The organism is uncultured Veillonella sp., assembly GCF_934230905.1.
GTDB lineage: Bacteria > Bacillota > Negativicutes > Veillonellales > Veillonellaceae > Veillonella.
Genome location: NZ_CAKQFJ010000002.1, coordinates 39,752 through 61,868 on the forward strand (window position 1 = coordinate 39,752; position 22,117 = coordinate 61,868).

Here is a 22,117-nt window from a genome sequence, read left to right on the forward strand (position 1 = left end):
TTATCACTTCTCCTTAGACTCTTGATATTGCTTATAAATATATTGAATTTGCTCCTTATTGCGGCTAATTTTACAAGCTTCAGCACGCAAAATAGACGCAACCTTTAAAGACGCATCCTCTAAATCATCATTGACAACAATATAATCATAGCGATGAGCTAATGCTAATTCAGAACAAGCCAATGATAACCGTTTATCAATAACTTCTTTTGCATCAGTGCCTCGATTATGAAGACGTTCAGATAATTCAGTTAAAGATGGCGGTACAATATATATAAATACAGCATCACTAAATCGCTCTTTAACTTGCATAGCCCCTTGAATATCAATTTCAAGAAGCACACTTTTACCTTCATCCAATAAATTCATCACATGCTGTTTTGGTGTACCATAATAATTATCATACACTTTAGCATACTCTAAAAAAGCATCTTCTGACAATAATGATTCAAATTCTTCTTTTGTACGAAAGAAATAATTAATTCCTTCTTTTTCACCGACCCGTGGTTCTCGTGTAGTCATAGATACAGAATATACAAGATTAGGCATTTCACCACGTATATTGGAACAAATAGTTCCTTTACCTGCACCAGATGGGCCTGAAATGACGATTAATAAACCTCGATCTGCCATAATAACTCCTAATCTTCTACAGTATCCTCATCTACTTCATGTTGCACAATACGATGTGCTACTGTTTCAGGTTGAATAGCTGACAATACTATTTGACCACTGTCCATAACGAGTACAGCACGAGTTTTTCGTCCATAAGTTGCATCTATGAGAAGACTCTTATCTCTTGCATCTTGAACCATCCGTTTAATAGGTGCTGACTCAGGGCTAATAATAGCGATAACTCGATTAGCAGAAACCATATTACCAAAACCAATATTCAGTAATTGGATACTCATAAACAGACCTCCTTACTCAATATTCTGTACTTGTTCTCTAACTTTTTCTAATTCACATTTCAATTGTACCACATGGTCCGTTAAGCTTATATCTAAAGCTTTTGAGCCAATCGTATTAACTTCTCGATTCATCTCTTGAATAATAAAATCTAACTTACGACCAATAGGTTCATCCTTCTTTAGTGTATTTGTTAATTGTACCACATGTGACCTAAATCGGACAATCTCTTCAGTAATATCGGTTTTATCAGCCATAATCGCTATTTCTTGTAGTAAACGATCTTCACTAATAGTAATATCTAAATTTCCTACATAATCAAGCATTTTATTTCGCAAATTTTCTTTATAAGCTAAAACAGCATCGTCTTTATGATTATATATATCATCAATAATGGCCGCCATTTGTAAAAGCCGCTCTAGTAAATCTTTCTGAATCTGTACGCCTTCAGATTTTCGCATATATATCAATGCACCAAGGGCGTCCATAGTAGTTTCTGTAATTAAAGAATCAAGAGATTCTTCATGTATTTCATCATCTTTGATTTGAATCCAATCATTTGATATAGACATTACTGCGGCTAAAGGTACCTCTTGAACAGACTCATAAAACCCTTCTGCAACCAATACGTTTTGTATTTGATTCTTTAAAGAACTATTAATTAGAAATTGTTTTTCTCTATCATCTACATCTTGCAACGTAACGAACACATCCACCTTGCCACGATGTAAAGACTTTTGAATACATTTTCGAATACTGTATTCTACAGAGTTTACTTGTTTGGGACTGCGTATATTAAGGTCTAAAAATCTAGAATTAACAGACTTTATCTCAATTGTACACTGTAAGCCATCAGCTATGAGTGTTGATCGTCCAAATCCGGTCATACTATTCATAGAAGAACCTCCTTTTTTTATATTGTATCACGAATTTTAAAGATATCTATTAATTATCTATGATATACTAACTATACATTGTGAATTACCAGATGAAAGGATCATCATGAATTTAGACGGACTAACCATGTCTGTATTGGCAAGAGAGTTAAACGAGAGCCTACAGAATGGACAAATACAAAAACTATATCAAGTTGATAAACACTCCCTACTTTTTAAAGTACGTAACGCTAATCAAGATATAAATCTTATGATAACTGTAGGTGCTAATCCAGCAATATATATATGCAATCCTATCCAAGATTTACCCAAAGAGCCTAGCTCATTATGTATGTTTCTACGTAAACATATAGAAGGCAGTCGTATTACCTCAGTAGAACAAATTAACGGAGATCGAATTCTCTGTGTCCATATTGATAAGCTTGAAATGGATGGCTCCATCACTTCTACATCAATATATATCGAACTCATGGGAAAATATTCTAACTGTATTTTTGTGCAAAATGACATGATTCTAGAATCTATTATTCATGTATCTCCCTTAATGAACCGAGAACGCTCTGTTGGTCCTAAGATGACATACGAATTACCACCCAATTCTAATCGTGTATCCTTACTAGATTTTAATGAAGAAGAAATAATAAGTCTGCTCACTTCCTTTGGGTCAGGTACTGTCACCAATACTATCCGTTCTGTCTTTAATGGATTTGGTAAATCTTTATTAGACTATGTCTTAACAATCTCTAATTTAGATGGCACAGAAGAATTTAATACTTTATCAGATGATATAGTTCATAGATTATCAGGAGCTCTACAAAATTTAAAGGAAAAATTATTAAATGCTCATCAATTATATATCTATAAAAATGAAAATGGTAAAAAAATATATGTGCCATTTTCTATGGAAACAAATTATACATTAATAGAAACGTATCCAACCATCTCAAGAGCAATAGAACATTCTATTATTACCACGGGTTCAATACATACAGCTGATAAAGAATTAGAACGTATTATTTCAAATGCCATAAAAAAAGAAGAATTACGCCACAAAAAAATCAAAGATGAACTAGATGATACTAAAAAGATGGAAACCTATAAATTATACGGTGATCTTTTGATGATTAATGGTCATTTACAAGTACACTACCAATCATCCATTGATGTACAGAATTTACTTTCAGAATCAGCAGAAACTGTAACAATTCCATTAAAGCCGGAGTTAACCATTGTTGAAAACGGACAATGGTATTACAAAATGTATACAAAGCTAAAAAATCGTATTATTAGCGGTCAATATCAACTAGACCAGAGTACTATTAAATTAGAATATTATAGAACTATCCTATATAGCCTATCTCTTGCAACAACTAGAGAGTCTTTAGAAGAGATTAGACATGAATGTATGGATGCAGGCATTATAAAAAAATCTAAAAAACCTCTTTCCTATAAATTAGGAAAATCCAATTATATTCATTTTAAAATTTCTGAAGGCGATATTTATATTGGCCGAAATAACCAGCAAAATGAATACTTAACTCATCGCTTTGCAAAACCAAATGATTTGTGGTTTCATACGCAAGATATTCAAGGCTCACATCTTATTTTGCGTACGAATAATGAACCTGATGATATGCTAATTTCACAAGTAGCAAAATATGCTGCTTATTTTAGTAAAGCCCGTCATTCATCAAAGGTTCCTGTAGATTATACATATATTAAAAATATCAAAAAACCACCTAAATCACCTTTAGGATTTGTGATTTTTAATACTCATCAAACAATGATTGTTAAACCTGAAAAACCACCTATGTATGAAGAATGAATAAACCCCCGATAGATACCTATCGGGGGTTTTCTATACAATAGTTAGCACTATCGTATCTGATTGCAATATATTACCTATTATTAATTTTCAGTTTTTTGTTCACTTTGTTGCAAGCTTTCTCTATTTTGACGAAGACTTTCTAAAGTTTTTTCTAAATTGTTTTCTACGTATTTCAATACATCACCAGCATATTGAATAGAACTAGATTTTAACTCTTCAGAAGATTGATTTGCAGCATTGATAATTTGATTAGCTTGTTCTTGTGCTTGTTTTACTAGTTCACTTTCAGCAGTTAATTTAGCAATATAATCTTTAGCTTGATCAATTAATGTTTCAGCTTGACGTTGAGCATCAGCTAATACTTTATCTTTTTCAGCTACAATACGACGAGATTCATCGAGCTCAAGTGGTAAAGATTCTTGAATTGCATCGATAATACGCATAATTTCATCTTCTTCAACCATGCGTTTTGTAGTCATAGGAATACGGCTGCTAGATTCAATAAGAACCTCTAAATCTTCAAGTAATTTTTCTGTTTTCATACAATTCACTCCTATTATTTATTACCATCGATGTTAAAACGTTTTTCTAATTTTATCTTTACATCGTCAGGAACAAGTCCATCTAATTTACCACCAAATTTAGCTAACTCACGAATCCCTGTTGAGCTCACAAAAGAATATTTATTATTAGTCATGATAAACACTGTTTCAATATCATCATCCAAGTATTTTGCAAATAAAGCACGTTGAAATTCATATTCAAAATCGCTTAGTGCTCTGAGCCCCCGAATGATAATTGTAGCATTCTTGGATTTAACATATTCATTGAGTAATCCACCAGTACAATCAATCTCTACATTTGGAATATGCTTAACAGCATTGCGTATCATATCAACGCGTTCTTCCATCGTAAATAAAGAATTCTTATTAGGATTTGAACTCACAGCAATAATTAACTTGTCAACTAAACGACTACCACGCTCAAATATGTCAACATGACCATTTGTAACAGGATCAAAACTTCCTGGGCAAACTCCTATCCGCAAAGGTCTAACTCCTTTCACTATGTTTCACAAAATATGAAACAAGGGTGTAACCAAATTTTTGTTCCTTTATACATTCCCATTCAGGTGGCATAGAGAAAAACTCATCTTTGTGATGTTCTAATACTAAAACACCATCATCAGCTAATACGTCATATGCCACAACAAAATCAATAGTCTCTTGTATAAAGCCATTTTTATAAGGTGGATCAGAAAAAATATAATCAAACTGCTGATTTTCTATAAAATGTTTCAACTGAGAAAGTTTCTTTGGTACAATTTGAATTCGATTGTCAACACGACAATGTATCGCATTTTCACTAATTAACTTACCAGTTTTAAAATCAACAGCAATTGCTGACTCCGCTCCACGACTGAGTGCTTCTATAGCAACAGCTCCAGTACCAGAAAATAAATCTAATACACGAGCACCATATATACCACGATGCGCTAATACATTAAAAATACTTTCACGAACACGATCCAAAGTAGGACGAGTATCCATTCCTTTCGGAGCCTTGATAGAATGTCCTTTTGCAGTGCCTCCAATAATTCTCATACAATCCTCACTAGATTATACTCATTAATTATAGTATATAAATACGTAAAATAAAAGTATCTTTTACAATTATGACACTTCGTTTTTACTACCTCGTCCCATCAACTCTTGCAACGCTAATTGAGGTGACTTTTCTTCATATAAAACTTCATATAGTGATTGCGTAATAGGCATTTCTACATGATGTTTTATAGCCATATCACGAATAATCGATGTTGCAAAAAAACCTTCTACAACCATATTAGTATGATTCATAATATAGTCCATGGTCTTACCAGCTGCTAACTGTTGACCAGCAGCACGATTGCGACTATACAAACTCATACAGGTAGCAATTAAATCACCCATACCTGCTAATCCAGCATAAGTCTCTTTTCTTGCACCTAAAGCTAATCCGAATCTAGTCATTTCATGTAATCCACGAGTTAATAGCAAGGCCTTACAATTATCACCAAGAGATAATCCATCAACAATACCGGCTGCTAAAGCAATTACATTTTTTGTAGCCCCAGCTAATTCAACACCAACATAATCATCGCTAGTATATATACGAAATTCCTTACTATGTAATGCTTGTTGCACTTTTTTACCTATCTCCATAGAAGTTGTACCTACCACAGCAGCAGCAGGTAAATTTCTACCGATTTCCTCGGCATGATTCGGACCAGATAAAACAGTTAAATGACACCCAATAGAATATAATTCTTCTTTCATAACTGTTGTCAATAATTTGCCACTTTCCCGTTCTACACCTTTAGAACACAACACATATATTTGATCTTTATGAGCGTATTCTTTTAAATTCTGTAGCGCTGTACGGACATGAATAGATGGTGTAACAATAAGTATCATATCAGCTTGCTTAACAGATGATTTTAAATCAGAACTAATGATTAGTTCCTCAGGTAATGTGACACCGGCTAAATATGACTTATTCTCTCTGTACTTGATAAGTTCGTCCTTAAATTCTGAACGTCTGCAATATAAGGTTGTATCATTTCCAGCCACTACAGATTTAATAGCAAGAGCGGTCCCCCAACTACCAGATCCAATGATGCAAACTTTCATTTTATTCTCCTTTTTTGACACGCTCTACTTTTAATTCTTTGCCCGCTAGTAAACGAGAAATATTTTCTCGATGACGTATAATAACAAACAATGCAGCTATCGCACCAAATCCTACAAACCACCAGGATTCGCCCATTACATACATTAATACAGGAACAAGAGCAGCAGCTATAATAGAACCTAAAGAGACTAATTTAGTAAAATATACAATGACACCCCAAATAGCAAAGCAAATAATTGCAACTATTGGAGATAATGCAATGAGTACTCCTAAACCAGTTGCCACTCCACGGCCACCTTTAAACCCAAGAAATAGGGACCAATTATGCCCAATCATGGCTAAAATTCCACCTAAAATCATATACATTGGGTTTAAATTTAAAAATAAAAGTACCCCTAATGCACCTTTTAATGCATCACAAAAAAATACCGGAAGAGCAGCCTTCAAGCCAATAACACGATACGTATTAGTGGCACCTATATTCTTAGATCCATATAGGCGTACATCTGTATTAAAAAATATTTTACCAATAATAAGTCCGCTAGGGATAGAACCAATTACATAAGCTAATAACGCATATCCTATAATAGGAATAAAATCATTCACAACTTTCACCCTTCCCCTTTGTTCTTATTATTCTTCATCTTCTCGTTTTTTACCGCGAAGAATTAATCGAATTGGAGTACCTTCGAAGCCAAAACTTTCACGCAAGCGATTTTCTAAAAAGCGCATATACGAAAAATGAATTAATTCTGGTTCATTTACAAAGAGAATAAATGTTGGCGGTTTAACACTAGCTTGTGTCATATAGTAAATCTTAGGAATTCTACCATTACGAGATGGAACAGGATTTACAGTTTGAGCATCTTGTAATAACTGATTTAATGTACCAGTAGAAACACGACGATATTGTTGTTCGGATACAAACTTAAGCATATCTGCTAAACGATGAATACGTTGCTTTGTCAATGCAGAAGCAAATAAAATTGGTGCAAATTGCAAGAATCCCAATTCGTCGTAAATATCTTCTGTATATCTCAATGTAGTTTTATCATCTTTTTCTACAAGATCCCATTTATTGACTACAATAATAACACCTTTTCCGGCTTCATAAGCATATCCGGCAATCTTTTTATCTTGTTCAGTAACACCATCAACACCATCTAAAACAAGAACTACAATATCTGATCGATCAACGGAACGAAGGGATCGAACAATACTATATCGTTCAACAGCTTCGTCAATTTTAGATTTACGTCTCATACCTGCTGTATCAATAAGCACAAATTTTTGATCACCATGTGTCCAATGTGTATCAATAGAATCACGAGTTGTACCAGCTACATCAGAAACAATCACGCGATCTTGCCCTAGCAAAGCATTGGTCAAAGAAGATTTACCTACATTAGGACGACCAATAATAGCCACATGAATAGTTTCTTCTTCATCTATATTGGTTCCTACAGGTGGAAAATGTTTTACAGTATCATCTAATAAATCACCTAAGTTCATTAAATTCTTTGCAGAGATGCCAATAGGATCACCAAGGCCTAAATTATAAAACTCATAAATATTAGGTTCTTGATTTACACTGTCAATTTTATTAACAACCAAAACTACTGGTTTACCACTAGTACGTAAAATATTAGCTACTTCTTCATCAGCTGGAACAATACCTTGCTTACCATCAACTACAAATAAAATTACATCAGCTTCTTCAATAGCTAGTTCCGCTTGTAGACGCATCATTTTAGGAATAACATGACTATTCTCAGTTACAAACTCAATGCCACCCGTATCAATCATTGTAAATTCTCGATTTAACCATTCAGCGTCAAAGTAAATTCTATCTCGTGTAACACCCGGTATATCCTCTACAATAGAAATTCGTTTATTAACAATGGCATTAAATAATGTAGATTTACCTACATTTGGACGACCTACTACGGCCACTAATGGTTTTGCCATACTTTCACCTCTTTTATAATTTATATACATCACTTCATTTTATCATATTAAAGGGATTGTACGCAAAAAGGCTAATCAAGGAAAACCTTGATTAGCCTCACTAAAAGATTCTGAATTATTCAGCGTCTTCTTCTGTTTCTTTTGCTTCCATCAACTCAGTCAAAGCCAAGCCCAATTTCTTTTCATCTTTGTTAAGAGAAATGATTTTAACTTCAACTTCTTGACCACGGTTCAAGTAATCTTCAACTTTCGCATTACGTTGTTTTGTAATTTGAGAGATGTGAAGTAAACCTTGAATATCATCGTTAACAGCTACAAATGCACCGTAAGCTACCAAACGAACAACTTTACCAGTGATTACATCACCAACATGTAAAGTTTCTTCAGCAACATCCCATGGGCTCTTAGTTAAAGCTTTCAAGGACAAGGATAATTTGTTGCTTTCAGGGTCGAAGGATTGTAATTTAACTTCGATTTCTTGGCCAACGGAAAGAACATCTTCCACTTTTTTAATTTTTTGCCAAGAAATGTCGGAAATATGAAGTAAACCTTCGATACCACCGATATCTACGAATGCACCATAAGGCATGATTTTACGAACGATACCTTTATAGTTTTCACCAACGTTGATATTTTTCAATGCTTCAGCTAATTTTGCTTGACGTTCCACTTCAAGTACTGCACGACGAGAAAGAACCAAACGGTTTTTCTTTTCATCGATTTCAAGAACTTTTGCTTCGAATTCAGTACCAACCAAGTTGTCCAAAGATTTTACGAAATGCACATCACCTTGGGACAATGGAATGAAACCACGAAGGGATTTTACTGTTACCACCAAGCCAGCTGGGATAGCATCGATACCTTTACATACGATAGGTTCGTCTTTTTCTTGAGCTTCGATAACATATTGCCAATCTTCATCTTTAGCCAAACGAGTCATGGAAAGATAAATAGGATTATCTTCTTTGATGTGGTTCATGATAACTGCTTTAATTTCATCACCATTTTTCAACACATCTTTGGCAGAGTTTGGTGCTGGATAAGAAATTTCAGTTCTATTCAAAATTGCTTCAGTTTTGTAGCCAAAAGATACCCATGCGCGTTCATCTTCAACTTGTACTACTTGACCTTCTACAACGTTTCCTTTCTTAAATTCTTCTTGACCTTCTGCTGCTAATAATTCTGCAAAATCTTTCATTGTCTCAATGACCTCCTTAATAATCCAGTCGGGAGTCGATGCTCCTGCTGTTACTCCTACCGTCTGTACTCGGTTAAACCATTCCAGTTGTAATTCAGTAGAAGTTTCAATGTGATATGTTGTACATCCAACGTCTCGACAAACCTCTGCCAATCGGTTCGTATTACCGCTGTTCTTACCACCTATCACAATCATAAGATCTACGTTACGAGCTAATTCAACGGCAGAATTTTGACGTTCCTGAGTTGCATTGCATATCGTTTTGAAAATCTTAAGATTTTTAGATTTTTTCTCTAATATCTCTATTATACTGTTAAATTTAAATTGTGAAAAGGTCGTTTGAACAACTACGCCCATTTTTTCAACAACTTGTAGATTTCTGGCGGATTCTTCATCTTCTATGATTATTCCTTTGTTATTTGCCCACAAATTGATGCTTTTAACCTCAGGATGGTTCTTTTCGCCTAATATGATTAGTGTCATACCATCTTCGATAACAGATTTCGCATCTTGTTGAGCTTTTTTTACATGTGGACAAGTGGCATCCAAGATGTTTAAGCCTTTCTCTTCAGCTTCTTCGTAAATTGCAGGACCCACACCATGAGATCGAATAATCATAGTTCCTTCATCAATATCCGATACCTCTTGAATCGGGCTGACCCCCTTACTTTCTAAACGACCAACTACTTGTGGGTTATGAATAATAGGGCCCAGTGTATAGCTTTTATTATTACTATCAGCAGCTTCATTGGCCATTTCAACAGCTCGTTTTACACCATAGCAAAAACCATGATTTTCAGCCAAAATTATTTCCATAACGTCTCCTCTATACGATTTTCATGATAGGAATCAATCATGCGTTGAATTTCACCCTTTACGCGATCATTAACCTCTTTAATAGCCTCAGGTGTCGGTTTAGCTTTACTAACTGGTACCTGTTTACCAATGATACAAGCAACTTGGTTTCTCTTCATATTATGAGAGCCGATAATGGCAACTGGGGTAATACCAATTCCTGTACGCAATGCAATGGATGCAGCCCCATCGTGAAAGCGTCCTAATTTACCATTTTTTTGACGATTACCTTCTGCAAAAATCCCTAATACTTTATTATTCTTTAACAATCCCAAAGCATGACGAATTGCTATCTTATCTATAGCTCCACGGTTTAAAGGAAATGCACCAAGCCACGTACAGAAAAATCTTGAAATTGGATTTACAAACAATTCCTGTTTTGCCATGAAATGAACGTGCCGTGGCAACGAATAACCCGCTATACAAGGATCATTATTACTTAAATGATTTGGTACTACGATAACAGGTCCATCCATCGGAAAATTATCGCGTCCATATACCTTTAATCCATAGCCAACCTTATAGCGCAACCAAAAGGCTGTGCGCCAAAGCCATGTAGAAAATTTGTTCATTTTAAATTCGCTCCTGTACTAGATGTAATATATGTTCCACAGTTTCATCAAATGTCATATCACTAGAATCAACCAATACAGCATCTTCTACTTGAATCAATGGTGATTCTTTGCGGTTCTTATCCATATCATCACGTTGCATAACGCTATCTTTAATATCTTCTAGCGTTTGCTCATTAGATGTACCTTTTACTTCTAAATAGCGACGCATAGCACGAGCTTCAACAGAAGCTGTTAAATAAATTTTGAGCTCTGCATTAGGCAATACAACAGAAGCAATATCACGGCCATCTAGTATAACACCACCGGCCTCAGCCATAATCCGTTGTCGTTCAACTAAATATTGACGTACCCCTTTATAAGAAGCCACTATAGAAACAGCATTGTTCACTTGTGGCGTTCTGATAAAGTCAGTTACATCTCTTCCAGCAATAAAAACCTTACACAAATCATCACTTGCCTCCATAGTCAGGTCTAATTCCGGTAATAATGCTTCCACTGCCTTTTGATTATTTACATCAATATGATTATACAATACAGCCCATGTAACAGAACGGTACATAGCGCCTGTATCAATGTATAAATAACCAAGCTTCTTTGCTACTATTTTAGAAATAGACGATTTTCCAGCGCCTGCTGGGCCATCTACAGCGACGGCAATTTTATGTGTATTCATAATTCCCTGTATCACTTTCATAAAATTTATTTAATTATACTATTCAATCATACAGCGTTACATGACCTTATTAAAACGCTTCAGGGTGAGTGATATGCATAGCCGCTACATATCCAGTGGAAAAAGCAGCTTGTAAATTATACCCACCTGTAAAGGCATCAATATCTAATACTTCACCAGCACCATATAAGCCTTCTACTAACTTAGATTCCATTGTTTTAGGATTAAACTCTTTAAGAGAGATGCCACCAGCTGTAACAATAGCCTCTTCTACAGGACGCAAACCTTTCACTGTTAAAGGCATGTGTTGCAACATATAACCAAGTTGTTGACGTTCTTCCTTTGAAATCTGATTAATAGGTTTTTGAGGGGCAATACCGGCCAATTCAATAATCAATGGAATCAATCGACTTGGTAACAAATCTTTCATACCGTTAAGTAATTGTTTTTTAGAATAAAGGTCAAAATCTTTTTGTAATCGCTTATCTAATGTCTCTGGAGACAATGCGGGTTTTAAATTGATATCTAAACCTATAACACCGATATTTTTCTTCCGCATTAACTTACCCACCGTATGACTAAGTGACAAGACGATAGGCCCTGTAATGCCAAAATGGGTAAACATCATTTCCCCAAACATTTTTGCTTGTACCTTATTTTTAGCTACTACAGATAATTCAACATTCCGTAGGCTAAGCCCCATTAGATCTTTTACCCACGATTCTTCTGTTACAATCGGTACCAAAGAAGGTCGAATGTCAGTAATCTTATGTCCTACTTCAGCTGCCAGTATATATCCATCACCAGTAGAACCAGTAGCTGGATATGACTTACCTCCTGTAGCAATGACCACGGCATTAGCGTGATAGGTTTCTTTATCAGTCACAACACCAGTAACAACACCGTCAGCAACCAAAATTTTCTTAACTGGTTCCTCAAGATGAACATCTACACCGTAGTGTTTCATAAGCTTCATAAAAGTATTTCGTACATCTAATGCAGAATCTGAAGCAGGAAATACACGACCGCCTCGCTCTACTTTCGTTTCTAAACCAGCATCATGTAATAACTGTAACAAATCTTCATTTGTAAAGCGCTCATAAGCACCATATAAAAACTTACCATTACCAGGAGTGTTTTTTATAAATTCAGACATATTTGAAGCGTTCGTAATATTACAACGCCCCTTGCCTGTAATACCCATTTTCTTACCTACGAAGTTCATTTTTTCTAAAAGCGTTACCTTCGCTCCTTCTCTCCCTGCGATGACAGCTGCCATCAGACCTGCTGCGCCACCACCGATAACTACGACGCGCTTCATTTAGAAGCTCCTAGCCCTTTAAGAGAATTTATTTCTCGCTGTGTTAATTGACGAACACCACCGCGCTTAACACCACTTAAGGTTAGTCCAGCATACGCAATACGTTTTAAATTATGAATTCGGTATCCAAAATGTTCAAACATACGACGTACTTGTCGATTACGGCCTTCATGAATAGTAATTTCCACTTCGTGAACTCCATTATGATCATCAAAGCCTAAATCTACGAGTGTAGCAGGGGCCGTCACTCCATCTTCAAGAGGTACACCATTAGCGATAACCTGTAAATCTGCATCATTTACACGTCCCTTAATACGGACTTCATACGTTTTTTCAACGCCTTTAGATGGATGTGTAAGATTCTGAGCTAATTCTCCATCATTTGTTAAAAGTAATAAACCTTCTGTATGTAAATCAAGTCGTCCAATAGGATAAATACGTCGTTTTTCATTTTTAATATAATTCATTACAGTTTCCCGCCCTTGTGGATCTGTAACAGATGTAATGACACCTTTCGGTTTATTCATTAAATAATAGACAGGTTTCTCAACAGATAATAATTGACCTTCTACCATGACCTTATCTTTCATAGGATCTACCTTGATACCTAATTCTGTCACTTTACAACCATTGACACGTACCTTACCTGACGTGATTAATTCTTCCGCCTTACGACGAGATGCCACACCACAGCTGGCAATAAATTTTTGTAATCGTTCCATTATATATCCTTTTCTATATATTCTCTTACCTATTTTGTAAGGAGGCAATATTGTTTATTCGTTTTCTACAAGATCTACTGGTACACTCATCACATCACTAGTCTCTACAGTATCCAACTCTTTATGTAAATCATCGATAGAAGTGACCCCGGTACTTCGTAAAAACTCATCAGTCGTACCATACAAAATAGGACGGCCTACAGTGTCCTTATGGCCTAATTCAGCAATCAAACCACGAAACAATAATTGTTTAATCACCTTATCACTATTAACACCGCGTACCTCTTCAATTTCCGCTTTTGTAATCGGTTGTTTGTATGCAATAACCGCTAGTGTCTCCATAGCTGCATTAGATAATTTATCTTCTTTTCTTCGTATATGCCCAATATAAAGGGCCGACTCCGGCGCACTCACCAACTCAATACCAGCTGCGGAAATGCGCACACGTATACCGCGTTTATGAGATTCTAATTCTGAAGATAATGCATCCACATATTCCAACGCTTCTTGTTTTGAAAGCTCAAAAATATCCTGTATAACATCTATAGAAATAGGTTTAACCGCAGAAAACAGTACCGCCTCCAAATCTGATACGTCCATGCTATTCCTCCTCTACTTCTTCATCATCTTCTAACGCAATAACAGGTGCTATAAAAATTATATCATCATGTTCATAAAACATAGACAATTCTTGTTGTTTTAATAACTCTAGTACGGCCATAAAAATTGTTACCATACCGCTCCTAGTTTCAATAGTAACAAGTAATTCACGAAAGGCTAACCGCTCTCCACGACGAGCACGACTGGCCAAGGAGATAATCATATCCTCTAAGCTATATGTATCTTTTTCTACAGTTACTTGACGAACCTTCTCTTCTGGTTCTGTTTCTTTACGCTTATGTAACACAGAATAGAAAATATCATATAATTTAGATAATTCTAAATTATAAAAACTATCTACCCCTAACACACTCATTTCTTCTGGACGGCTAAAAACATTTGATTCAATAGAAGCTTTTTCCATTAAAATACGAGTGAAATCTTTTATCTTTTTAAACTCAACTAACTTAGCTACTAATTCGTCTCGTGGATCTTCGCTTTCATCAGGTTCTGGTTCCGACTTTGGTAATAACATTCTAGATTTAATCTGTAATAATGTAGATGCCATCACAAGGAATTCACTACTATAGTGAATATCAAAATGATTCCAATTATCAATGTATTCTAAATATTGACTTGTAATTTCAACAATTGGGATATCCGTGATTTCAATCTTATGTTTTTCAATTAAATGCAAGAGTAAGTCGAGTGGGCCCTCGAATACATCCAATTTATAATTATAATCCCCCATGAATCCCCATTCCTCAATGATATTACTTTTAACCATATAATTATATCCTAAATTAAAGATTTCTTCTACGTACAGCATATATAATTGTATTTTTTAGTATTCTCTGCTATCTTATAATGTGAAGAAAAAATATATATTTATTGTAAGCTCCTTTAGAAAGGATTTATTATGTCAGCATCAATGAAATCATTGATCCGAAATCCTATTTTGCGATTCGGAATTATTGGCATAGTGCTTTATATTGCACTATTTTTTATTTACGAACCTATTACCTTAGGACTTGATGTAGAGGATATTACGATCCTTGCAGTGCCAACAATGGTTGGAATGTTTTTATTTCAATACTTTATGAGCTGTACTGTATTTCATCGTGCTTTTTTAGGATATGGTCTTGTAGGTATACTTTGGGGTCTCACATTTCCACTACTATTTCACTGGTCCTATGTAAAACCTCTTTATTTTTATGAATTTGCCAATGATTTTTTATTTGGTTTACTTCTATTTATGGGACTTTCAGGTATTCAATACTTAGTAACACAAACAGGACGGCTACAGAAGATAACTTCAGCTATATTAGCATTATTTTCATCGTTTCTTAGTCTTATCCCCTTGTTACAAATTGGATATTATATGACTACTTGGCACTGTTTAACACCAGCGAGCCTTTTAGCAGTATATATGACAAATCCTGAAGAAGCTTTTGGCTTCTTAAAAAATGCGGCTGGCATTCCTGGTCTTATTGTCATCGTTATAGGCCTTATTTTATGGACACTTTTCTTATATTGGTGCAATTTAGGTATGAAGCGAGTCGTCGATTTAAATACAACACGACCTTTACGATTAGGTGTACTTATTGCATCTATGGTAGCATTTATTGTTTATATACCATTTTTTTTATTTCCTCAAACATGTATCATAGCTAACTGGACAGCTGCCGGTAATTATGTTAAAGAAATGCAGCAATATAACGATAATCATCATCTTGTATTTGATTCATTTAATTTAGATACAAAAGAAACAACACCTACTAAAACACCTGGAACTATCATTCTCGTTATTGGTGAATCTAGCTCACGTGATTATATGAAGGTTTATAATCCAGCATTCCAATACGATGACACACCTTGGCAAGAGGATATGCGAGATCACAATAAAGATTTTATCTTCTTTAATCATGCATACTCTTCCTACGTGCAAACTGTACCGACTTTAGAACGTGCCCTTTCAGAGCGCAATCAATACGATGATCGACCATTCCTAGATTCTGCTAATATTTTGGATGTAGCAAAAAAAGCAGGCTACACCACATCTTGGTTTAGTAATCAAGGCGTTTTTGGCGAATATGATACAGCTATTTCCTTGATGGCTAAAACTGCAGATACAACAAAATGGGCTCATGAATCTTATGGCTTTTCAGATTTATATGATGAAGCATTATTGCCATTGTTAAAAACAGTTGACTCAAGTAAAAATAATTTTATAGTAATTCATATTATGGGTAGTCATATTTATTATAATGACCGATATCCACACGAATTTAGCAAATGGAAAAAAGGCCCTAATCCAGAAGGTATTGAAGCCTATGCCAATAGCCAACTTTACACTGACTGGCTATTACAGCAAATCTACACCTATGGTAAAGATAATTTAAATCTTCAAGCCATGGTATACTTCTCTGATCATGGTGAAAGTGTTGATAAATCTCACAATCCAGACACTTTTGATTTTGTGATGACTCACATTCCATTCTGGATGTACTTATCTCCTCAATATCGTGCAGCATATCCACAAACTGTATCTGCGCTCAATAATCATGAACATCAATATTTTACAAATGATTTATTGTATGATACTTTAGTTGGTCTTATGCATGCTCCAAACAGTCGTTATGATAAAACACGAGACTTCAGTAATAGTGCTTATCGATTTAATTTACACAATCTAACTACACTATTAGGTGAACAGCCATTAACAAATGATCCAGTTAATGCAGGGCAATAATATAACGTAAAGCAAAATAGCGGTGATTGATATATATCAATCACCGCTATTTTGCTTTATAAGCTCCTGTATAGTCTTTTCTGTATAAATCTGTATATCATGTTGCAATAAAAGCTCTGACGTAACTCCAACCCCATTTACAAGTGTTCTGGTAAATGTACCATCATAGCGACAACAAACGCCACAAAGCCATTCGCTAATTAATAGATTCTGTTTGTTCGCAATATATACCTACTCGATTATAAAGTTAGAATTTATATACAAAAAAAGACTAACCGAAGTTAGTCTTAATGGTGCCGAGGACCGGAATCGAACCGGTACGGTTATTTCTAACCGACGGATTTTAAGTCCGTTGCGTCTGCCTGTTCCGCCACCCCGGCATGGGTAACGATTTTATGGAGGCGGCACCCAGAATCGAACTGGGGAATAAAGGTTTTGCAGACCTCTGCCTTACCGCTTGGCTATGCCGCCATATAAAGTTGGAGCGGGAAACGAGATTCGAACTCGCGACCCCCGCCTTGGCAAGGCGGTGCTCTACCGCTGAGCTATTCCCGCATGTACATGGTGCCTCAGGACAGAATCGAACTGTCGACACACGGATTTTCAGTCCGTTGCTCTACCGACTGAGCTACCGAGGCATGAATGGCGACCCCGATCAGATTTGAACTGACGATCTTCGCCGTGACAGGGCGACATGTTAACCGCTACACCACGGGGCCGTATCCAAAGTACTTGCTTAGTATATCTGTTATCTGGATTTTTGTCAACACTATATGTAAAAATTCATGATGAAGATTTTTTCATCTCTTAAAATAGTGCTATCCCTATGTCCAGGTTCTACTAATAATGAATCATCTAATGCCAATATTTTATATAAGCTATTACGTAAATCTTCAGCATTACCATTATAATTATCACTATTCCCTACATTTTGTTTAAAAATCGTATCACCTGTAAATAGATGACCTTCTGTTTCATAGCATACAGATCCAGCACTATGTCCAGGAGTATGATACACCTGAAGATGAAAAAGTCCAATATCTAGTCTTCCTTCTACTAAAGGAAGACATTGAGTATACATTTTTTTCTTGTACACACTTGGTCGACGTCGAATCAATTGTAATAATTCATGATCGTTTTCATGTAGATATGCAGGGATTTTATAATACTCACAAATCTCATCAAGAGCTGATACATGATCACAATGGCCATGAGTTAATAAAACCGCTAGTGGCGTAGAATCCCCCACCATCTCAATTATATGCTGACTATGAAACCCTGGATCGATTATTAAGGATTGATTATCTTTTTTTAATATATAACAATTCGCCTTATATAATCCTAATGGACGTTTTATAATCTCCATTATACAGCCCTTTCCCCTTAATAAATCCAGTAAGTCATATAGACTCCTATAAAATTCTATATCGTTTTGTAGTGTCTTTTTTTATAAAGTACCCTTCCCAAAATTGTGGATGAAGCATAACCAAAATCGTAAACAATTCCAGACGCCCTAACAACATATCTACAATGGCCACACCCTTAGCACCTAAAGGCAATAATGCAAAAGAGTCAGTTGGACCATAACCACCAAAAGCTAACCCTACATTACTTTGAAATGCAGTTACAATCTGTAATGCATCACCTGTAGATAAACCAAAACATGACATAAGAAATACAGATATAACGTAAATCATTAAGTATAAAAATATAAATTGTTGAGTCATACGTACCCATTTGTCTGGCAATGGTTTTCCATTAATACGTACAACTTGAACCATATCTGGATGTATGGCTTTTCTTAAATATATAATACTACTTTTAATTAGAATGATAAGACGGATAATCTTAACCCCGCCTGTAGTTGAACCACTACACCCACCAAAAAAACTAGATATAAACAACATCATTTGAGCTGCAGCAGGCCATAAATCATAATCGGATACGGCAAAACCACTTCCTGTTTGAATGGATACTAACGTGAAAGCAGAATCTTGAAACGCTTGACCTATATCCGATGCATTTGATTGAAAATATAGAGAAATAAAAGTGATAAAAATACCAATAGCTAATACAAGCCAATACATACGTGTTTCAAAATCAGAAAATAAAGCAGAAAATCCTTTTTGAATTACATTATAATAAACAGCAAAGTTGCCACCTGCTATAGCCATAAATAGAATAAACACAATACAAATATATGTATTTTGTCCATACAAAAAAGTACCAGCTGTAGTCGGCGTCAATCCACCAGTTGCAATAATAGAAAAAGCATAATTTAAAGCATCAAAAGGGTCTATACCACCCAAGCAAAGCATGATAAAACATATTATTGTAAATACTACATATAATGTCCACAATTTTGATGCAATTGATTGTATGCGTGGTAATACTACACCAGGTTTGGGTACAGAAGCCTCTGCATTAAAAAAATGAGCAGCATCAGCACCTAAATTTCGTAAAAACGATAAGATTAACACAATGATTCCCATACCGCCAATCCAATGCATTAATCCGCGCCAAAGAATAAAAGACTTAGGTATACTGTCAACATCAGAAATAACCGTAGCACCAGTAGCCGTAATCCCCGACATAGCTTCAAAAATCGCATCAATTGGATTAACTAATACACCAGATATAACGAAAGGTATCGCCCCTAATAATACTGTTAGTATCCATGTTGCACCCACAACAAGAAACCCATCTCGTAAACTAAAAGTCTTACTTTTAGTGCCACCTATAACGAGAAAAATGCCAAGTAATACAGACAATATAGCTGTAAAACCAAAAGACCAATATGCAGTTTCAAATATAATACTATATATAAATGGAATAATAAGAAAAGCTCCAAAAATATAAAGTAATTTGCCTACTAAAGACATAACAATTTGTATACGCATATAACCCCTATGTTAAATAGTTTAATAATTTTGTAACTGATTCTGGTAATGAGAATAATACAATATGATCTCCCACTAAAAGTTCTGTATTGCCACGAGGAACAATAGCTTCGGCACCGCGAAGTATAACACCAACTAAGGCTTTACCTGGAAGTCGAATATCTTTAAGTTGTTTACCTGCTACTGGAGATTGCTCTGTAATAATAATTTCTATAGATTCAGCCTTACCACCTTCAAAAGTAGATATAGAAACAACGCCTTCACCACTCCGAACAAATCGTAATATTTGACCTGCCGTCATTAATCGTGGTGAAAATACAATATCTATACCGACTTGTTCCATGAGCATAATATATTCAGGGCGTCCTACACGAACGACAGTTTTAGGTATCCCCATATGTTTACCAACTAAGGCAACTAAAAGATTTAATTTATCATCATCAGTTAAAACGATAATAACATCATTATCAGCAACTTCTTCAGCTTCTAGTAAGTCAAAATCCGTACCATCCCCATTGATAACAATAGCTTTATCCACTTGTGCAGCCAAAGCTTCACAACGCTCAATATCTTTTTCAATAACCTTAACAGTAAATCCAGCTTGTTCTAACAAAATAGCCAGATTTCGACCTAATAAACCAGCCCCTACAATAACGGCCCGTTTGTGAAAGGTCGCATGATTAGAAAACCACTCTTGTTCAACTTCATTAATACCATCTTTTAAACCTAAAAAGAAAACACTATCATTTGGTAATAATATGCTTTCACCATGAGGTATAATCATTTCACCTAAGCGTAAAATACCAACTAGTAATACGCCTTCTGGAAAACTTAGCTCTTTTAATTGTTTATTAATGAGAGGAAATGTACTATTAATTTTAAATTCCATTAAACGTACAGCACCTTGTCCGAATTCTTCTACATCAAGGGCTGAAGGTGTTTCAATAATATGAAGTAGTTCTTGAGCTGTTACCATCTCTGGGTTAATAAATAAATCAACACCTAAACGTTTCTTCATATTATCATCCATATGATCAATAATATTAGTGTCTCTTACTCGTGCCACTGTAGAAGGAACACCAGCTATTTTAGCTACCGCACAAGATAACATATTTACTTCATCAGAATCAGTAACAGCTATAAACATACCTACATCTGATAAATCAATTTCATTCAATAGCTGAATATCACTACCATTGCCACACACCAGGCTAACATCCAATATATTTTCAAGATTATGAATGCGCTCCTGAGAACGATCTATAAGGTAAACATCATGGTCATCCTGTACCAATCTTTCACATAAAGAATACCCAACCTTACCAGCACCTACTACAATAATTTTCATAGTTTAGTCCTCTTGTTGATGAGATTTCCATTGTTTGCCTATTTCTGTCAATAGAGTCCACCCATCTTCTTGCACTACAAGTCGGGCTTTCATTAAATGCCCTATAGCACGCTTAAATGCAGCCTTACTGATATTAAATTTGTCTTTGATCAACATAGATGATGACTCATCACTATAAGGCATTTTACCGCCCCTTTGTAATAGATATTCCATGATAATTTGACCATCGGATATTAATGCTTTTTCCTTGATAGGACGCATAGAAACATTAATACGACCATCATCCCGTTTGAAAGTAACACGGGCTTCTACCATTTCGCCAACATTTAACTTTCGTGTCATTTCTGAACGATGCAAAAAAGCAATCCATCGCTCAGGAGTAATAAAGAAGGCTCCATCACTAGTCAAATTATAAATCGCACCACTTACTTGTTGTCCAACAACAGCATCAGTGGCCGCTTTAGAAGCACGCCTCATTTCATCATCAACGTCCATAGAAACCGCCATGCGACCAGATTTATCTGTATATAGTTTTACCCACACCTTTTCCCCTACTTGTGGTCTACCACGCATTTCAGCATGAGGCATAAAAATCCCACGTTCTGTACCAACCTCTACAAAACAACCAAAATTAGTTACATTAATAACCTCAACATAACCAATTTGACCAACCTTCATAGCAGGCAGTCGCATAGATGCCGTCAAACGCCCCTTAGGATCCCGATATAAAAATACCTCTACATCATCACCTATAGAAACGGACGAAGTTTGTTGATCTTTATGAAGCAAAATATCATCGTTTGTATTTCCCGTTTGACCATCAAGAAATGCACCATGATCACTAGTACGTAAAACACGCAAAATAGCAATGGTATTTTCCAACAATTCGCTAGCCATAT

General features: G+C 35.5%; 22 protein-coding genes and 5 tRNA genes. 2 read left to right on the forward strand and 25 right to left on the reverse strand.

Translation table 11 applies throughout. The annotated features are described in order from the left end of the window. Positions 1–3: 3 nt before the first annotated feature. From gmk to Q0E20_RS00665, 3 genes are read right to left on the reverse strand one after another with little or no spacing between them, the layout of a single operon-like run. A complete protein-coding gene (gene gmk, locus Q0E20_RS00655) occupies positions 4–633 on the reverse strand; it encodes a guanylate kinase (RefSeq protein WP_005378959.1) in 630 nt (209 codons plus the stop codon). An 8-nt stretch (positions 634–641) separates the two neighbouring features. After that, the gene (gene remA, locus Q0E20_RS00660) at positions 642–911 is read right to left on the reverse strand and encodes an extracellular matrix/biofilm regulator RemA (RefSeq protein WP_295994805.1); all 270 of its coding nucleotides are present in this window, start codon (positions 909–911) and stop codon (positions 642–644) included. A gap of 12 nt (positions 912–923) precedes the next feature. Then, positions 924–1,805 carry a YicC/YloC family endoribonuclease gene (locus tag Q0E20_RS00665; protein WP_295994808.1) on the reverse strand — a complete coding sequence of 294 codons (882 nt, stop codon included), beginning with the start codon at positions 1,803–1,805 and terminating at the stop codon, positions 924–926. A gap of 106 nt (positions 1,806–1,911) precedes the next feature. Here Q0E20_RS00665 and Q0E20_RS00670 point away from each other — a divergent pair, with 106 nt between their 5' ends. Continuing rightward, positions 1,912–3,630 carry an NFACT family protein gene (locus tag Q0E20_RS00670; RefSeq protein WP_295994811.1) on the forward strand — a complete coding sequence of 573 codons (1,719 nt, stop codon included), beginning with the start codon at positions 1,912–1,914 and terminating at the stop codon, positions 3,628–3,630. 83 nt (positions 3,631–3,713) lie between these two features. On the opposite strand, the gene Q0E20_RS00675 is transcribed toward Q0E20_RS00670, so the two are convergent. From Q0E20_RS00675 to Q0E20_RS00735, 13 genes are all read right to left on the reverse strand, one after another. Continuing rightward, a complete protein-coding gene (locus Q0E20_RS00675) occupies positions 3,714–4,175 on the reverse strand; it encodes an ATPase (protein ID WP_295994813.1) in 462 nt (153 codons plus the stop codon). 14 nt (positions 4,176–4,189) lie between these two features. Further along, positions 4,190–4,681: a pantetheine-phosphate adenylyltransferase gene (gene coaD / locus Q0E20_RS00680; protein WP_295994816.1), complete on the reverse strand. Its 492-nt coding sequence runs from the start codon at positions 4,679–4,681 to the stop codon at positions 4,190–4,192. A gap of 4 nt (positions 4,682–4,685) precedes the next feature. After that, on the reverse strand, positions 4,686–5,237 hold the full coding sequence (gene rsmD / locus Q0E20_RS00685; RefSeq protein ID WP_295994820.1) for a 16S rRNA (guanine(966)-N(2))-methyltransferase RsmD: 552 nt from the start codon (positions 5,235–5,237) through the stop codon (positions 4,686–4,688). A 69-nt stretch (positions 5,238–5,306) separates the two neighbouring features. Beyond that, positions 5,307–6,305 carry an NAD(P)H-dependent glycerol-3-phosphate dehydrogenase gene (locus Q0E20_RS00690; protein WP_295994822.1) on the reverse strand — a complete coding sequence of 333 codons (999 nt, stop codon included), beginning with the start codon at positions 6,303–6,305 and terminating at the stop codon, positions 5,307–5,309. A 1-nt stretch (position 6,306) separates the two neighbouring features. Beyond that, the gene (plsY, locus tag Q0E20_RS00695) at positions 6,307–6,912 is read right to left on the reverse strand and encodes a glycerol-3-phosphate 1-O-acyltransferase PlsY (RefSeq protein WP_295994826.1); all 606 of its coding nucleotides are present in this window, start codon (positions 6,910–6,912) and stop codon (positions 6,307–6,309) included. A 27-nt stretch (positions 6,913–6,939) separates the two neighbouring features. After that, entirely contained in the window at positions 6,940–8,274 is a 1,335-nt protein-coding gene (gene der / locus Q0E20_RS00700; protein ID WP_295994828.1) for a ribosome biogenesis GTPase Der, read from the reverse strand. A gap of 115 nt (positions 8,275–8,389) precedes the next feature. Next, entirely contained in the window at positions 8,390–10,288 is a 1,899-nt protein-coding gene (locus Q0E20_RS00705) for a bifunctional 4-hydroxy-3-methylbut-2-enyl diphosphate reductase/30S ribosomal protein S1 (RefSeq protein ID WP_295994831.1), read from the reverse strand. Then, positions 10,279–10,899, reverse strand: coding sequence for a 1-acyl-sn-glycerol-3-phosphate acyltransferase (locus Q0E20_RS00710; protein ID WP_295994834.1), 621 nt, complete (start codon positions 10,897–10,899; stop codon positions 10,279–10,281). Before Q0E20_RS00710 ends, Q0E20_RS00705 begins: the two co-directional genes overlap by 10 nt. Position 10,900: 1 nt before the next feature. After that, on the reverse strand, positions 10,901–11,575 hold the full coding sequence (cmk, locus tag Q0E20_RS00715; protein WP_295994987.1) for a (d)CMP kinase: 675 nt from the start codon (positions 11,573–11,575) through the stop codon (positions 10,901–10,903). Positions 11,576–11,645: 70 nt separating this feature from the next. After that, positions 11,646–12,896: an NAD(P)/FAD-dependent oxidoreductase gene (locus tag Q0E20_RS00720; protein WP_295994837.1), complete on the reverse strand. Its 1,251-nt coding sequence runs from the start codon at positions 12,894–12,896 to the stop codon at positions 11,646–11,648. Then, a complete protein-coding gene (locus tag Q0E20_RS00725; RefSeq protein WP_295994842.1) occupies positions 12,893–13,618 on the reverse strand; it encodes a pseudouridine synthase in 726 nt (241 codons plus the stop codon). The genes Q0E20_RS00720 and Q0E20_RS00725 overlap by 4 nt, the downstream gene beginning before the upstream one ends. Before the next feature lie 54 nt (positions 13,619–13,672). Next, positions 13,673–14,218, reverse strand: a complete 546-nt coding sequence (gene scpB, locus Q0E20_RS00730; RefSeq protein ID WP_295994846.1) for an SMC-Scp complex subunit ScpB — start codon at positions 14,216–14,218, stop codon at positions 13,673–13,675. Position 14,219: 1 nt separating this feature from the next. Then, positions 14,220–14,969, reverse strand: a complete 750-nt coding sequence (locus tag Q0E20_RS00735) for a segregation/condensation protein A (protein WP_366509607.1) — start codon at positions 14,967–14,969, stop codon at positions 14,220–14,222. A gap of 168 nt (positions 14,970–15,137) precedes the next feature. On the opposite strand from Q0E20_RS00735, the gene Q0E20_RS00740 reads away from it, so the two are divergent. Further along, the gene (locus Q0E20_RS00740) at positions 15,138–16,970 is read left to right on the forward strand and encodes a phosphoethanolamine transferase (protein WP_295994852.1); all 1,833 of its coding nucleotides are present in this window, start codon (positions 15,138–15,140) and stop codon (positions 16,968–16,970) included. Positions 16,971–17,261: 291 nt separating this feature from the next. On the opposite strand, the gene Q0E20_RS00745 is transcribed toward Q0E20_RS00740, so the two are convergent. The 9 genes from Q0E20_RS00745 to Q0E20_RS00785 all read right to left on the reverse strand — a co-directional run bounded on the left by Q0E20_RS00745 (position 17,262) and on the right by Q0E20_RS00785 (position 22,115). Then, positions 17,262–17,350, reverse strand: a tRNA-Leu gene (locus tag Q0E20_RS00745). Between the two features lie 16 nt (positions 17,351–17,366). After that, positions 17,367–17,441: transfer RNA gene (locus Q0E20_RS00750), tRNA-Cys, on the reverse strand. A 9-nt stretch (positions 17,442–17,450) separates the two neighbouring features. Further along, positions 17,451–17,525, reverse strand: a tRNA-Gly gene (locus Q0E20_RS00755). Between the two features lie 7 nt (positions 17,526–17,532). Further along, positions 17,533–17,608 (reverse strand) — tRNA-Phe (locus Q0E20_RS00760). 5 nt (positions 17,609–17,613) lie between these two features. Beyond that, a tRNA-Asp gene (locus tag Q0E20_RS00765) sits at positions 17,614–17,689 on the reverse strand. Positions 17,690–17,739: 50 nt separating this feature from the next. Next, on the reverse strand, positions 17,740–18,336 hold the full coding sequence (locus Q0E20_RS00770) for an MBL fold metallo-hydrolase (protein WP_295994855.1): 597 nt from the start codon (positions 18,334–18,336) through the stop codon (positions 17,740–17,742). Positions 18,337–18,382: 46 nt separating this feature from the next. Continuing rightward, positions 18,383–19,870 (reverse strand): TrkH family potassium uptake protein, encoded by a 1,488-nt coding sequence (locus Q0E20_RS00775; protein WP_295994858.1) that lies wholly within the window; start codon positions 19,868–19,870, stop codon positions 18,383–18,385. Positions 19,871–19,877: 7 nt separating this feature from the next. Beyond that, the gene (gene trkA, locus Q0E20_RS00780; protein ID WP_295994861.1) at positions 19,878–21,218 is read right to left on the reverse strand and encodes a Trk system potassium transporter TrkA; all 1,341 of its coding nucleotides are present in this window, start codon (positions 21,216–21,218) and stop codon (positions 19,878–19,880) included. A gap of 3 nt (positions 21,219–21,221) precedes the next feature. After that, a complete protein-coding gene (locus Q0E20_RS00785) occupies positions 21,222–22,115 on the reverse strand; it encodes a S1 RNA-binding domain-containing protein (protein ID WP_295994864.1) in 894 nt (297 codons plus the stop codon). Positions 22,116–22,117: the final 2 nt, after the last annotated feature.

What these genes read in the sequence shown, in the direction of transcription:
- Q0E20_RS00710 (WP_295994834.1), bottom strand. Translation starts at nt 10,899, where the DNA reads ATGAACAAATTTTCTACATGGCTTTGGCGCACAGCCTTTTGGTTGCGC.
- cmk (WP_295994987.1), bottom strand. Translation starts at nt 11,575, where the DNA reads ATGAATACACATAAAATTGCCGTCGCTGTAGATGGCCCAGCAGGCGCT.
- Q0E20_RS00705 (WP_295994831.1), bottom strand. Translation starts at nt 10,288, where the DNA reads ATGGAAATAATTTTGGCTGAAAATCATGGTTTTTGCTATGGTGTAAAA.
- Q0E20_RS00770 (WP_295994855.1), bottom strand. Translation starts at nt 18,336, where the DNA reads ATGGAGATTATAAAACGTCCATTAGGATTATATAAGGCGAATTGTTAT.
- Q0E20_RS00740 (WP_295994852.1), top strand. Translation starts at nt 15,138, where the DNA reads ATGTCAGCATCAATGAAATCATTGATCCGAAATCCTATTTTGCGATTC.
- Q0E20_RS00720 (WP_295994837.1), bottom strand. Translation starts at nt 12,896, where the DNA reads ATGAAGCGCGTCGTAGTTATCGGTGGTGGCGCAGCAGGTCTGATGGCA.
- Q0E20_RS00735 (WP_366509607.1), bottom strand. Translation starts at nt 14,969, where the DNA reads ATGGGGGATTATAATTATAAATTGGATGTATTCGAGGGCCCACTCGAC.
- der (WP_295994828.1), bottom strand. Translation starts at nt 8,274, where the DNA reads ATGGCAAAACCATTAGTGGCCGTAGTAGGTCGTCCAAATGTAGGTAAA.
- Q0E20_RS00675 (WP_295994813.1), bottom strand. Translation starts at nt 4,175, where the DNA reads ATGAAAACAGAAAAATTACTTGAAGATTTAGAGGTTCTTATTGAATCT.
- Q0E20_RS00690 (WP_295994822.1), bottom strand. Translation starts at nt 6,305, where the DNA reads ATGAAAGTTTGCATCATTGGATCTGGTAGTTGGGGGACCGCTCTTGCT.
- Q0E20_RS00665 (WP_295994808.1), bottom strand. Translation starts at nt 1,805, where the DNA reads ATGAATAGTATGACCGGATTTGGACGATCAACACTCATAGCTGATGGC.
- rsmD (WP_295994820.1), bottom strand. Translation starts at nt 5,237, where the DNA reads ATGAGAATTATTGGAGGCACTGCAAAAGGACATTCTATCAAGGCTCCG.
- trkA (WP_295994861.1), bottom strand. Translation starts at nt 21,218, where the DNA reads ATGAAAATTATTGTAGTAGGTGCTGGTAAGGTTGGGTATTCTTTATGT.
- remA (WP_295994805.1), bottom strand. Translation starts at nt 911, where the DNA reads ATGAGTATCCAATTACTGAATATTGGTTTTGGTAATATGGTTTCTGCT.
- scpB (WP_295994846.1), bottom strand. Translation starts at nt 14,218, where the DNA reads ATGGACGTATCAGATTTGGAGGCGGTACTGTTTTCTGCGGTTAAACCT.
- gmk (WP_005378959.1), bottom strand. Translation starts at nt 633, where the DNA reads ATGGCAGATCGAGGTTTATTAATCGTCATTTCAGGCCCATCTGGTGCA.
- Q0E20_RS00725 (WP_295994842.1), bottom strand. Translation starts at nt 13,618, where the DNA reads ATGGAACGATTACAAAAATTTATTGCCAGCTGTGGTGTGGCATCTCGT.
- Q0E20_RS00785 (WP_295994864.1), bottom strand. Translation starts at nt 22,115, where the DNA reads ATGGCTAGCGAATTGTTGGAAAATACCATTGCTATTTTGCGTGTTTTA.
- Q0E20_RS00775 (WP_295994858.1), bottom strand. Translation starts at nt 19,870, where the DNA reads ATGCGTATACAAATTGTTATGTCTTTAGTAGGCAAATTACTTTATATT.
- Q0E20_RS00670 (WP_295994811.1), top strand. Translation starts at nt 1,912, where the DNA reads ATGAATTTAGACGGACTAACCATGTCTGTATTGGCAAGAGAGTTAAAC.